This window comes from Arthrobacter sp. YA7-1 (genome assembly GCF_025960325.1).
Lineage (GTDB): Bacteria > Actinomycetota > Actinomycetes > Actinomycetales > Micrococcaceae > Arthrobacter > Arthrobacter bambusae_A.
In genome coordinates this window covers 1,746,146-1,758,125 of record NZ_CP110114.1, presented here as the reverse complement: position 1 = coordinate 1,758,125, position 11,980 = coordinate 1,746,146, and the positions used below count along the sequence as shown (strand labels likewise).

Sequence of the window (11,980 nt, the reverse complement as noted above, 5' to 3'; positions counted from 1 at the left end):
AGAGTGAAGGAGAAACCGTGGCTCACTTTGTGATCATGGGTTGCGGACGAGTTGGCGCAACGTTGGCGCACACTTTGGAAGACGCCGGCCATTCGGTGGCAATCATCGACCAGGACGATCGTGCCTTCCGCCGTTTGCGCAGCGGATTCACCGGCAGGAAAGTCACGGGGGTCGGCTTCGACCGGGACACCCTCAAGCAGGCGGGCTGCGAGGAGGCGTACGCTTTCGCCGCTGTCTCCAGCGGTGACAATTCCAACATCCTGGCCACCCGCGTAGCCCGCGAAACATTCCATGTTTCGCATGTTGTTGCGCGCATCTACGATCCAGGCCGCGCCGAAATCTATCAGCGCCTCGGCATCCCCACGGTTGCCGCCGTGCGCTGGAGCGCGGACCAGGTCCTGCGCCGGATCCTGCCCGAACAACATTTGGCCGGGGACTACCGCGAGCCATCGGGCCGGCTGGTTTTGTCCGAAGTGGACCTCAACGAAGGCTGGATCGGGCACCCATTGACTGCCATCGAAGCAGCGTCCGGAATCCGCATCGCCTTCCTTACCCGCTTTGGCGAGGGGGTCCTGCCCCAGTCCGGAACGGCGTACCAGGAGGGTGACACCGTGCACGCCATGTTGAATCTGGACCGCAGCGCCGAGGTAGCGCGCATCCTTTCCAGCGCACCCGCCAAGGAGTCTGAGTGAAAGTCGTTATTGTCGGCGCGGGCAGCGTCGGTTCGTCGATCGCGCGCGAATTGCTCGCCCACAAGCACGAGATCATGCTGATCGACCTCAAGCCGGAGGTCATCGGACGCAGCGGACTCCGCGGTGCCCGCTGGTTGGTGGGCGACGCGTGCGAACTGAGCACGCTGCAGGAAGCGAAGCTGGAAGGGGCCGACGTCGTCGTGTCCGCGACCGGCGACGACAAAGTCAACCTTGTCGTGTCCTTGCTGGCCAAGACCGAATTCGGTGTGGGCCGCACGGTGGGCCGGGTCAACAACCCCAAGAACGACTGGATGTTCAACGATTCCTGGGGCGTCGACGTCGCCGTCAACACCCCGCAGCTCATGACGGCGCTCGTTGAAGAGGCCGTGGAAATCGGCGACCTCGTCCGCTTGCTGACCTTGCAGACCGGAGTGTCCTCGCTCGTGGAATTCACGGTTCCCCACGACTCGCACATCATCGGCAGCACCGTGGGCGGCATCGAATGGCCCGAAGACGCCACCTTGGTGGCGATCCTCCGGGATCATGCCCCCATCACACCCAGCCGCGACGACGTGATCGACGGCGGCGACGAACTGTTCTTCGTCACGACCATTGCGGCCGAGGACGGCCTGAGGGCTTTGCTCTCCCCGTCCGCCGCGGACCACGGTTCAGCCGACGTCGAGGAAGAGTTCTCGGATCAGTCCGACGACGACGGTTTCGACGGCTGAGCATCGCGGTTCGGCTTCTGGCCCGGCACCGGCCGGGTCAGGAGCCAGGCAATCCACAGGCCCAGGATGTACAGCGGGGCACCCATGATCAGCCGCATCGTGGCGAGTGCGGCAAGGCCGGGATCACCCATGAAATACAGGGGCACCTGGACCACAAGCCGTAGCGCCAGCACGGCAATGACCACCCACGTACCGATGGAATAGGCCCGCAGGCGTTCCGGGTTCTTCCGCCATTCGAAGCCTTCGTTGCGGACGAAACCGAACAGCAGGCCGGCGATCGGCCACTTGACCAGGATCGACAGCACCATTCCCACGATGTAGGCGATATTCGTGTAGAAACCCAGGACGTAGAAATCCTCTGCCTTGCCGGTGGTGTTCGCGAGCCAGGCGGAGATCGCGACGCCGGCGATCCCGGCAAGCGCCTGGGTCAACGGGCGCCGTTGGACCAGCCGGACCACGGTGAAGACTGCTGCCGCCGCGAGGGAGGCAATCAGGGAGGCAGGAAGGTCTCGGGTGACCATGAAGGCGATCAGGAAGACGAGGCCGGGCACGATGCTCTCGGCGATTCCCTGCACGCCCCCGGCCGATTTGAGGATGTCCACGTGCCCGTGGCTGTTGCGTTGCAGCCCGGCTTTTTCGGCGTAGCCGGCGGCGATGTCCGCAATGCTCGGCCCCTGGGCACCCTGCCGGGACTCCCCTGCCGGGCCGGTCTTTTCGTGCGCTGGCTTTTCCTGTGCTGGCTTTTCCTGGGGATCGCGTCCGTTGGCGACGGTCATTGGTGCTCCTGCCGGGAGAGGATTTCATAGCGCGGATTGAACATCGTGGGCATCCCGTCCCGCGGAGTGACCATGCCTTCGAGCCGCAGGACAGTCCCGGGTTCGATGCCGGGCACCTTCCGGCGCCCGAGCCAGATGACGCGCAAGCGGGTCAACGGGCCCGTGTCGCCCCTGTGCGCAATCCGGTCGACCAGGATCGCCGAGAAGTGACTTTGCTCGTTGGCGGGCTGGTAGGTCACCGACTCGATGAAACCCGTGCAGTCGACCCGGCCCCGTGCGGGGATTTCAGTGAGGGGCACTGACGCCGGGGTGCCATGCGCGGCAGCGGCGCGGGCCGCTTTGTCAGCCAATCTGGGTGATCTCCGGGCCGCGTTCTGGCCGCTGAAGCTCCGGCGTTTCGTCAGTCACACCATGCTGCCCGGACCCGGAGGCCACGGCATCCTTGGGCAGCTTCAGCTGAAGCAGCTCGCGGGGCGGCATGGGGTTGTCTCCGCGAATGACCACAACCTTGCGGAAGAGGTTCTCGAGTCCTTCGGCCGCGTCCCTGTCCAGGGCCGCGTGCCCGCCGATGACGCCACGAAGGAACCAGCGGGGCCCGTCCACGCCCATGAAACGGGCCGCCCGGAAGCCGCGTCCGCCGTCGGCGGACTCGGTGGGAAGTTTGGCGACGAGTTCAGTGCCGAACGTACCGGCAATTTCCTCGACTTCGCCTCCCTGGCTGGCCACCGACTGGCCGATTTGTTCGCGGATCTCGTCCCACAGCCCCTCGGAACGGGGAGCGGCGAACGCCTGGAGCTGGAGGCTCGATCCATCGAGGTCCATGGTGACCGCGACGACCCGCTGGGTTGCCTCCTCCACCTCGAGGCGCAATTGAAGACCCTCGGAAGGTTCGATCAGCAGGGCGCCAAGATCCACGTAGCCATCCTGGCTATCAATTTCACTGGCATCCAATGGCCCCTTGGACAGACGGAAGTCGCCCTTGGCGGCCCCACTGGCTTCCGTGCCGGCCTCCTGCCGCGACGTCGCGGCATCGGCCTGCTCAGTACCGTTGTCTTTCGGCTGCTCAGCCTTGGACTTCTTTCCGCGCCCAAAAAGCATCGGGTTGTCTCCTTAGTAGTGGTCTACCCCCAGTAAACCGCAGACTGCCCGTCAACTCGCGGGCAGCATGGCAATCAGCTCCGAACGGCGCCGATTGTCGAGGTTGTTGCTAGCTCACGGCCGGCGCGAAGCCTCCGGTGGATCCAAAGCCGCCGGTGCCGCGCGAGGTGTCGGACAACTCCTCCACGGAAACGAACTGCGCATACTCGACGCGCTGGATCACCATTTGAGCAATTCTATCGCCGCGCTTGAGTTCGATTGCCTGGTTTTTGTCCGTATTCAAAAGCGTCACGGAAATTTCACCTCGGTAGCCGGCATCAACCGTCCCGGGAGCATTCACTACGGTGAGCCCGTGCTTGGTTGCCAGCCCTGACCTGGGGTGGATGAGGGCGACATAGCCGTTTGGAAGTGCGATGGAGACGCCTGTTGCTACGAGCTTCCGCTCTCCCGGAGCGAGCGACACGTCCGCGCGGGCGCGCAAGTCCGCGCCTGCGTCACCGGGGTGCGCGTAGGACGGCGCTTCCAAATCGGCGTCGAGCATTTTCAGTTCGACCTGAAGGGTCGGCGCACCGTATTCGGCGGAGGTGTCTGCTGGGTTGGCTACTGCTGTCTCGTGGCTCACAGTCACACATTCTATCGTCCGCGGGATACTGCCACGATTGCGGTCGGAGGGCAGCGCGCGGCAAAGGCGCGTTATTTCCCGGGGGCACAGTCCCGATAAGCTGGTGGCATGCCTGAATCGACTGCTTCCGTACCCGTGCCGCACCATTCCTCAAGCGAATCGGGCGTCCTGTATACGGAAAAGCTCCGGCCCTCCCCCTGGATTTGGATTGTCGTGGTGGGCTTCTCCGCCGCCGGCATCCTCATGTTCGCGCCGATCAGCATCACCGCGGGCATTATCGCCGCGCTGGTTCTCTTCGCCATCACCACCGTCTTGCTGGTGACGTCCACTCCCTCGATCGTGGTGGACCGGGACACCGTCCAAGTGGGACGGGCCAGCATCCAGCGCGAGTTTGTCGGCGCCGTCACCGCGTTCCGCAAGGACGAAGCCACCGCGGAGCGGGGCGTCCGGCTCCATGGACTGGCGTTCCTGTGCCTCCGCGGCTGGATTGATCCCGTGGTGCGCATTGAAATCACCGACCCCGCGGACCGCACTCCGTATTGGCTGACCTCCACCCGCCACCCCGACGAACTGGTGGCAGCATTGTCGAAGCAGGGCTCCCGAAGCTAGCTTTCGCATTCCTTGCAGTACAGGTGCCCGTCCTTCTCCCGCGCAATCTGGGAGCGGTGCTTGACCAGGAAGCAGTTGAAGCACGTAAATTCGTCCGCCTGCGGCGGGAGCACACGGACCAGCAGCTCTTCGCCGGACAAGTCCGCCCCGGGGAGCTCGTAGGCATCAGCCAGATCAGTCTCATCGATGTCAACAGCCGATGACGACTGCTTCTCCGTGCGGTGCGACTTGAGTTCCTCGATCGAGTCCTCGGTGTCTTCTTCCGTCTTCCGAGGGGCGTCGTAGTCCGTTGCCATGGTCCCTTCTTCGTTCTCCCTTGTGCTTCACGCAGGGCTTGCGGTCCGGTCGGCCGGAACCTGCTCCGGTCTAAGGATGTAACGCGGCAGGCTGCATTTTTGTGCCCGATACCGGGCAGATTGTCCTCCCGGCAGACCAGGATGTCCATACCCTCCTGGCGGCCGCCTGAACGGGAGAATGCCGGAAAATCGCGGAATATCGCGGCGCGCCCTTTGTCCTAGTAGGAAAAGGCCTTACCGGGTGGCAGAGTTTCGAATGTCAGATAGGCCATGGTGGAGGATTTTATGCGGGATCTACGGCTGGTTGGCGTCCACGACGACGGCGGACATCTTCTGTTGAGCGGTACCGGCGGCGAGATGTTCCAGCTTCCGATTGATGAGGCGTTGCGGGTTGCAGCGAGCCGGACACCTGCCCAGGTGGCCGCACGTGCCTCCATCACGCCCGTCGCCATGTCCCCGCGTGATATTCAGTCACGCATCCGCAGCGGTGCTACGGCCGCGGAGGTGGCGGAGCTGTCAGGGCTCCCGCTCGCCAATGTGCAGCGGTACGAAGGTCCTGTCCTTGCCGAGCGCGAATACATCGCCCAACAAGCCCGCAAAGTCGAAGTCGCCGCCCCTGCCCCCGGCCAGGAAACCTACCGCGCGGCGTTCGGCGACGAACCTGCAAGCCTCGGCGAAATGGTTGCCCACCGGCTCACTGCCCACGGGATCGACTCTTCGGCGGTGGAATGGGACTCCTGGCGCCGGACCGACGGCACGTGGACCGTCGTCGCGCGCTTCGAGACCAAGCCGGGCAGCCTGGAGAGCATCGGCGAAGAGCCGCCCGCGATGTGGACGTTCCATCCCGCCCGCAAATCCATCCAGAACGCCAACCGCTGGGCCCAGCAGCTCAGCGAACTGGAACCCCTCGATGGACCAGTACCGGCTCGACGGCTCGCGGCCGTTTCGGACCGGCCTTTCGACTTTGAGGCCGACGCCGGAACCGCCGCCCGTGTGGCCGCCGCGGCTGCCACCAAGGAAGCCGACGGGCTCCTGGACATGCTGCGCTCCCGTCGCGGACAGCGGCTGGGACTGGACGAAGACAGCGACGACGCGTTGGCGCTGCTGCTCAGCAGTGGCGTTCCCGCTGCGCATCCGCGGCCCGGCGACGTCGAAGACGGATCCGCTGACAGCGAATCAACTGACACGGAGTCAGACGACACGGACGAGCAGGCAAAAGCCGAACCCGCTCCCAGCCGCCGTGACGCTCGCGCATCCATGCTGTCCCGGCTGAGCCTGGCCCCGAAGCATGATGACGACGAAAACGACTCCCTCCATCTTCACGATGGGGTCAGCACGAATACCAGGGAAATCACGGTGGTTCCGGGTCCGCTGCGCCCTGTGACCCTGCTGCGCGGCAGGAACGACGACGACGACCGGGCCGGCAATGATGCCCGGACCGGCCGCGACGAATCCCAAACCCAGGAAGCGCCCGCACCGCGGGCGGGTCTGGACGAACTGCTCGGCGGAGCTCCCCGACGGGAACGCGAAGAGCCGAAGCCCACCCCCTCCGGCCAGAAGGATGAAGAGCCTTCAGATGCCGCAGTGGCCGAGCGCCAACCGTCACGGCCCAAGCGCTCCAGCATTCCGAGCTGGGATGACATCCTCTTCGGAACCCGCGGAGACTAGGAAGCTTTCACTTCGCGGCAGCTTCAGCTGGCGCCGCGCCAAAGGCAAGCGTCGACGTCGAACGGCAGCAACTGATCGCGGCTCGCCATGAGGTTGGCCCCGTGTGCCGTGACCCGGCGCATGTAGTGCCTGCGGCATAGGGTCTCGTATCCGACCACCGGGTGTGACGCTTCGGCTTGCGCCGGGGCAGCCTCGGCCCGGCCGGCCTCCATGGCAACGTCGCCCACCACGACCTGCTCGCCTTCGACCACCATGATGCCGTCCACGGTCCGCGCGTTGTGGGTTGCCCGGCGGCCGCACCAGCAAAGCGCCTCGACCTGCAGTACCTGGACCCTGTCGGCGAGCTCCACGAAACGCTGGGATCCGGGGAAAAGACGGGTGCGGAAGTCGGACGTGATTCCGAAAGCGAACACGTCTACCCCCATCTCATCGACGACGCGCGCGAGTTGTTCCACTTGCTCCGGTGAGTAGAACTGGGCTTCGTCGCAGATGAGGTAGTCCACCGTGAGGCCTGTGGTCCGGCGTCGGACAACCTCGTCCCAGAAATCCGTCGTATCGATGACTTCCACCGCGTCGGTCCGGAGTCCGAGCCGGCTGGAGATGACGGAACCGCCGGCACGGTCGTTGCAGCTGAAGCGGACCCCGCCCCGGCCGCGGGCACGGTGGTTGTAGTCCATCTGCAAGGCAAGGGTGGACTTGCCGCAGTCCATGGTTCCGGAGAAGAAAATGAGCTCAGCCACGGCGGCCCTTGGGACCTCCGGCTTGGAAGCATAGCAGCGGAACTTCGCGTTCCGCCTTGGTCAGCGAACCGTGCTGCCCCACCACTTCCAAGGCGGTTGGACGGACGCGGCGGACGTCGTAGAGCGCCAAGGCATCCTTGGCGGCGATCATGACATCCCCGATCCGGCGGGAAACTTCCGGCCGAAGGACCCCGAAGAGTCCTGCTTCAAGGGCCTGCCCACGGGTGAAGGCCCAGATCCGATCGCCGAAGCGGGCGCGCCAGGCATCCAACACGGCTTCCCGCTGGAGCTCCCCGGCGTCGGGTTCGAAGTACAGGTGAACCATGCGTGGCTCGCCTGCGGTGTGCCGGACCCCGGCAATCAGGGCTGGATCGGCCGAGTAGTCGATGCGCTGCGACTCCGGGACGTCCACCATCCCGTGATCGCCGGTGAGCAGGATGGTAGTCCCCGCGGGCAATGCGGCAGAGAGCCTCTTGACCGTTGCATCCAATTCCTCGAGCTGGTGCTCCCAGCGAGCGGAGTGGCAGCCGTAGCGGTGCCCGGCTTTGTCCAGTTCGTTGACGTAAAAGTACATGAGCGAACGGGTTCCAGCCGCCATTTCCTCCCCCGCCGCTGCCGTCCGGGCATGGGGCGAGCTGCCGCCCACGAACCTGCTTCCCCGGAGCGCCGCGCGGGTCATCGGTGACGCGCCGAATTGCGGCAGGCTCACGGTGACGACGTCGGCGTCGGCCGCCACGCGTTCGAAAATTGTGGGGAACGGCTGCCAGCGCAGGGGGTCGACACCGGCGTCCCAGTTGCCGAGCAGGTTGACTACCTTGTCCTGGTCGGGATCCAGGACGTCATAGCCCACCATGCCGTGTTCGCCCGGCGTACGGCCGGTTCCAAGGCTTGCCAAGGACGATGCCGTGGTGGAAGGAAAAGCCGCGTCAAGCCACGCAGGGACGGCTCCCTGTCCCGCGTTCGCTATTGACCTCAGGAACGGAGTGTGGGCGGCCTTCTGCTTCAGGAGGTTGCGCCCCAGTCCGTCTGCGAGGACCACGCACACGCGTTGCGACGAAGGCAATTGCAGCTTGTTTTCGAAGCCGGGCAGGCCCATGCTCGCTGCGGCGCTGGTGAAGACCTCGGCGATCGATTTGATGCCGTACAGCGGCGCAGCGGGAAGCTCGGTGACGGCGCTGGAAACGGAGACGGTGTCCTGGGCGATGGGTTCCGACGTCGCCATCAGCGCTGGTGCCCGCGGCTGAGCCTGTTGCCGAAGACGCCCGAGCGGAGCCGCGGAGCGGACATCATGCCGGGGTGGACCGAGGGCCCGGGAGCGCCTGTGTTCACAGCCCGCAGGGCCCGGGCAAAGACCTTCGCGTCCTGGACAGCCCTGGGTCCGTCGGCCTCGGAGCTGATCCGCAGCACGATGTCCTCCTGGGAGATGGTGCCCGTGTACCCATGGTCGGCTTCGCACTGGGGATCGCCGCAGCTGGCGGGGCCCACGTCCAGGCGTTGGCCACCTGACCAGGCAATGGACAGGGTGAGCTCCCTGACGGGGTCGCTCGGAGTGTAGTTCTGTGGCTGCGCATACATGTAGCTGAGGACCACAGAGCGGATTTGTGCCACGGGCACGGACTCCGTGGAAATCTGGGCGACGATCTGCTCTCCGGCTTCGTCGAGCTGCTGGTCGTCGACGTGGGTGATCACCAGCATGTCTTCGGTGAGGACCAGGACCGTGATGTGCCGCCGGACCTCGGCCCGGTCGAAATGCGTTTCCAAATGCACCAGGTGCGCGAGGCAGTCACGCCCGTCCAAGGCATCGGCTACAACATCGGCAACAAGGACAGGGTAGAAACCTGCCCGTTGAAGTGCCTGGTCCAGGCTCTGCCCCTGCGAGCTGTGGTTGTGTGCTGCATGGTGCCCGGTGGTAGCCGGACCGGACGGAGGCGTCGGGGACTTCGAGCTCATTCCCCCATTTTCACAGATCGGCTGGGGACTTCATAACTGTCCGGCCTCCGGCGGTCAACTGCCAGGTCAGCTGAGCATCGCACGGCGGGCACTGTCTGTGCGCTGTGCGGCGTTCCCGATCCACACCTCGGCGGCAAGGATTTTCGCGCCCTGCGTCCCGGCCAGGACGGGATTGAACTCCACGAGCGCGATTTCGGGGTGTTCATCCTTGAGCCGGACCAGCCGTGCTCCCAGGTCTTCGAGGGCGGCCACGTCCACTGCCGGCAGCCCTTGGTATCCGAACAGTTTCAGGGAAGCCCGGGGCGCCCTGATGAAGTCGTGCAAATCAGTAGTAGACAAGGGCGGCACCCGGTGCGCCCAATCGTCCAGGAGGTTCACGGCGTCACCCGCCAGACCGAAAGAGACCACGGGCCCGAGGAGCGGATCCTCGATGGCCCGGAACGTGCACGCCTGTCCCACGGGAACCATGGCCTGCACCTCTATGGCCGATGAACCGTAGGGTTCGAGTGCACGGCGCATCTGCGCGATATTGCGCCGAAGCGAGTCCGCATCCTCGATGTCCAGACGCACACCTCCCAGGTCCAGGCGGTGTCGAAGGGCGGGATCCGTGGTCTTGAGCACCACGGGCCAGCCAAGCCGTTCGGCGGCGGCTACCGCTTCGTCGTCGCTCTCGAACACGGCCGACGGCACCACGTTGATGCCGTAGCGGGACAGCAGCGCGGCCGCTTCGCCGTCGTCGAGCCGGATCAATTGCTCCCCCGGGACGGAGGACAAGAGCCGTGCGATGTGTTCGCGGGTACCCTCGCGGTCGCAACCCGTGGGCTCCACGAAGATGCCTTGGTCCCGGTCCAGCCATTTTGCGTACCGGACCACGGCCGCCAGGGCCGCCACTGCGCTGCCCGCACTGGAATAGCAAGGCAGTGCCGGGCCGGACTCTCCGCCGGGAGCGATCACTCGGTCCAATTGCACGGACGTGTCGAGGATCCCGGTGAATGCTGCCACGACGGGTTTGCCGGCCTCTGCCGCACATTCGGAGAGCACTCCCGCGATCGCGTCCATCGTGAGGCTGCGGGACGGGACCATCGCCGCCACCACGGCATGCACGGCATCGTCCGCAAGTGTCTTCCGGAGGCTGCGCCGCAGCCCTTCCCGCGCTGCGGACATCCCCGCGTCCAGGTCCACGTCGGTGACGATCCGGTCGACGACGAGTCCCTGCGGCGCCGCGTTGTCCGCCACGACCTTCCCGAAGGCCGCTGAATTGCTGTAGACGGCGAGCGCCGGGCCCTTGGGCAAGGGCTGGCTGGAAACGATCTGCGCCACGTCCATGAGCTGTTCGATGGTTTCGACGGCAATGACCCCGGCTTGCCGCATCATCGCGTCCAGGGCTGCCACGGGGGCGAGCGTCGTCCTGACCACGTGCCCCGGGGGAAGGCGAAGACCGGTGACGTCCGATTTGGCCACGATGACAGGCTTGCTGCGCGACAAGCGCCGGGCCAGCCGGGAGAACTTGCGGGGATTGCCGATCGACTCCAGGTAGAGTCCGACGGCGGAGGTATCGGGATCGTCTTCCCAGAACTGCATGACATCGTTGCCGGAGACATCGGCGCGGTTGCCGGTGGAGAGGAACGAGGAAAGACCCAGGCCGCGGCGACTTGCGGCGGCGTAGACGGAAACGCCGATGGCCGCTGACTGCGTGAACAGCCCCAGTCCCCCGCGCCCGGGCAGTTTCGGAGCCATGGACGCGTTCAGCGAAACCTCCGGGTTGGTGTTCACGATCCCCAACGATTCAGGGCCGATCACGCGCATCCCAGAGGACCTGGCCCGGCGCACGAGTTCCCGCTGCTTCCGCAGCCCCCGTTCGCCGTCGTCCGCGTACCCGGCTGTGGCGACCACAAGGCCTTTGACCCCGGCTGCACCGCACTCGTCCACTACTTTCGGAACTTCTTCGTACGGTACTGCGATGACTGCGAGCTGCACCGGCCCGGGGACCTCGGCGATCCGGGCGAAGGACTTCATGCCGGCAAGTTCGAACGCCTCCGGGTTGACGGCGTAGACCGCGCCTTTGAAGCCGCCTTCCACGATGTGCTCAAGCAACTGGTGGCCGATCGTCCCCCACTTGCGGCTGGCACCCACCACGGCGATCGACGACGGCGCCAGCAAGTCGCGCACGCTGCGGGCCTCGGCGCGGTGTTCCCGGGATTCCATGACGGCCAGGGATTTTTCGGTGGGGTCGATGTTGAAATCAACGCTCACCACGCCGTCGTCGAATTTGCGCACCAGCTCGTACCCGGCGTCCGCGAACACGCGGAGCATTTTGCGGTTCTCCGGCAGGACCTCGGCCATGAAGCGGCGGATGCCGTTCTCCCGGGCGGCCGCAGCCAAGTGTTCGAGCAGGATGGAGCCGATGCCCCGGCCCTGCTGGACATCGGAAATATTGAAGGCGACTTCGGCCTCGGTCGGGTCATCCAGCCGGTCGTAGCGGCCGACGCCGACGATCTCTCCACCGATGGTGATGACGAACGCCACCCGGTCTTTATGGTCCACTTCGGTGAAGCGGTGCAGTTCCTTGGTGGAGAGTCTCGGTTTGAACGAGAAGAACCGCATATAGATGGAGGTCTCGGACTGCGCCGCGTGGAAAGCCTGGAGCGCGTCGGCATCCCCAGGTGAAATTGGTCTCAAGTGGGCCGTTCCGCCGTCGCGAAGCACGACATCGGCCTCCCAATATTCCGGATATACGCCGGCGCCGGGCTGATCCACCATAGGCTTAGCCTAGCTAAGTCTTCCGCAGTACACGTTTAAGG

13 protein-coding genes are annotated in these 11,980 nt (G+C 65.3%); 4 read left to right on the top strand and 9 right to left on the bottom strand.

Annotation, left to right across the window (positions count from 1 at the left end; genetic code table 11):
* The first annotated feature begins 17 nt into the window (after positions 1-17).
* The gene (locus tag OIT41_RS08170) at positions 18-692 is read left to right on the top strand and encodes a potassium channel family protein (RefSeq protein WP_241708303.1); all 675 of its coding nucleotides are present in this window, start codon (positions 18-20) and stop codon (positions 690-692) included.
* A complete protein-coding gene (locus OIT41_RS08165; protein WP_078105502.1) occupies positions 689-1,420 on the top strand; it encodes a potassium channel family protein in 732 nt (243 codons plus the stop codon). The genes OIT41_RS08170 and OIT41_RS08165 overlap by 4 nt, the downstream gene beginning before the upstream one ends.
* Here OIT41_RS08165 and OIT41_RS08160 read toward each other — a convergent pair.
* From OIT41_RS08160 to dut, 4 genes are all read right to left on the bottom strand, one after another.
* The gene (locus OIT41_RS08160; RefSeq protein WP_241708304.1) at positions 1,390-2,196 is read right to left on the bottom strand and encodes a DUF3159 domain-containing protein; all 807 of its coding nucleotides are present in this window, start codon (positions 2,194-2,196) and stop codon (positions 1,390-1,392) included. The genes OIT41_RS08165 and OIT41_RS08160 overlap by 31 nt on opposite strands.
* Entirely contained in the window at positions 2,193-2,546 is a 354-nt protein-coding gene (locus OIT41_RS08155) for a hypothetical protein (RefSeq protein ID WP_241708305.1), read from the bottom strand. The genes OIT41_RS08160 and OIT41_RS08155 overlap by 4 nt, the downstream gene beginning before the upstream one ends.
* Positions 2,539-3,294, bottom strand: a complete 756-nt coding sequence (locus OIT41_RS08150; RefSeq protein WP_241708306.1) for a DUF3710 domain-containing protein — start codon at positions 3,292-3,294, stop codon at positions 2,539-2,541. Before OIT41_RS08150 ends, OIT41_RS08155 begins: the two co-directional genes overlap by 8 nt.
* 109 nt (positions 3,295-3,403) lie before the next feature.
* Positions 3,404-3,916, bottom strand: a complete 513-nt coding sequence (gene dut, locus OIT41_RS08145) for a dUTP diphosphatase (protein ID WP_241708307.1) — start codon at positions 3,914-3,916, stop codon at positions 3,404-3,406.
* Between the two features lie 108 nt (positions 3,917-4,024).
* Here dut and OIT41_RS08140 point away from each other — a divergent pair, with 108 nt between their 5' ends.
* Positions 4,025-4,525 carry a DUF3093 domain-containing protein gene (locus OIT41_RS08140; protein ID WP_241708308.1) on the top strand — a complete coding sequence of 167 codons (501 nt, stop codon included), beginning with the start codon at positions 4,025-4,027 and terminating at the stop codon, positions 4,523-4,525.
* Here OIT41_RS08140 and OIT41_RS08135 read toward each other — a convergent pair.
* Positions 4,522-4,821: a DUF4193 domain-containing protein gene (locus tag OIT41_RS08135; protein WP_078105507.1), complete on the bottom strand. Its 300-nt coding sequence runs from the start codon at positions 4,819-4,821 to the stop codon at positions 4,522-4,524. The genes OIT41_RS08140 and OIT41_RS08135 overlap by 4 nt on opposite strands.
* A 285-nt stretch (positions 4,822-5,106) precedes the next feature.
* Here OIT41_RS08135 and sepH point away from each other — a divergent pair, with 285 nt between their 5' ends.
* The gene (gene sepH / locus OIT41_RS08130) at positions 5,107-6,489 is read left to right on the top strand and encodes a septation protein SepH (RefSeq protein WP_241708309.1); all 1,383 of its coding nucleotides are present in this window, start codon (positions 5,107-5,109) and stop codon (positions 6,487-6,489) included.
* A 23-nt stretch (positions 6,490-6,512) separates the two neighbouring features.
* Here sepH and OIT41_RS08125 read toward each other — a convergent pair whose 3' ends face one another.
* The 4 genes from OIT41_RS08125 to OIT41_RS08110 all read right to left on the bottom strand — a co-directional run bounded on the left by OIT41_RS08125 (position 6,513) and on the right by OIT41_RS08110 (position 11,939).
* Positions 6,513-7,229 (bottom strand): thymidine kinase, encoded by a 717-nt coding sequence (locus OIT41_RS08125; RefSeq protein ID WP_241708310.1) that lies wholly within the window; start codon positions 7,227-7,229, stop codon positions 6,513-6,515.
* Positions 7,222-8,451 (bottom strand): alkaline phosphatase family protein, encoded by a 1,230-nt coding sequence (locus OIT41_RS08120; RefSeq protein WP_241708311.1) that lies wholly within the window; start codon positions 8,449-8,451, stop codon positions 7,222-7,224. The genes OIT41_RS08125 and OIT41_RS08120 overlap by 8 nt, the downstream gene beginning before the upstream one ends.
* Positions 8,451-9,179, bottom strand: a complete 729-nt coding sequence (locus tag OIT41_RS08115; RefSeq protein WP_078105511.1) for a DUF5998 family protein — start codon at positions 9,177-9,179, stop codon at positions 8,451-8,453. Before OIT41_RS08115 ends, OIT41_RS08120 begins: the two co-directional genes overlap by 1 nt.
* Before the next feature lie 66 nt (positions 9,180-9,245).
* The gene (locus OIT41_RS08110; RefSeq protein WP_241708312.1) at positions 9,246-11,939 is read right to left on the bottom strand and encodes a GNAT family N-acetyltransferase; all 2,694 of its coding nucleotides are present in this window, start codon (positions 11,937-11,939) and stop codon (positions 9,246-9,248) included.
* Between the last annotated feature and the right edge of the window lie 41 nt (positions 11,940-11,980).

Excerpts from the sequence above, each read along its gene's own strand:
- OIT41_RS08160 (WP_241708304.1), bottom strand. The coding sequence starts at position 2,196 with ATGACCGTCGCCAACGGACGCGATCCCCAGGAAAAGCCAGCACAGGAA.
- OIT41_RS08150 (WP_241708306.1), bottom strand. The coding sequence starts at position 3,294 with ATGCTTTTTGGGCGCGGAAAGAAGTCCAAGGCTGAGCAGCCGAAAGAC.
- OIT41_RS08140 (WP_241708308.1), top strand. The coding sequence starts at position 4,025 with ATGCCTGAATCGACTGCTTCCGTACCCGTGCCGCACCATTCCTCAAGC.
- OIT41_RS08135 (WP_078105507.1), bottom strand. The coding sequence starts at position 4,821 with ATGGCAACGGACTACGACGCCCCTCGGAAGACGGAAGAAGACACCGAG.
- sepH (WP_241708309.1), top strand. The coding sequence starts at position 5,107 with ATGCGGGATCTACGGCTGGTTGGCGTCCACGACGACGGCGGACATCTT.
- OIT41_RS08120 (WP_241708311.1), bottom strand. The coding sequence starts at position 8,451 with ATGGCGACGTCGGAACCCATCGCCCAGGACACCGTCTCCGTTTCCAGC.
- OIT41_RS08115 (WP_078105511.1), bottom strand. The coding sequence starts at position 9,179 with ATGAGCTCGAAGTCCCCGACGCCTCCGTCCGGTCCGGCTACCACCGGG.
- OIT41_RS08110 (WP_241708312.1), bottom strand. The coding sequence starts at position 11,939 with ATGGTGGATCAGCCCGGCGCCGGCGTATATCCGGAATATTGGGAGGCC.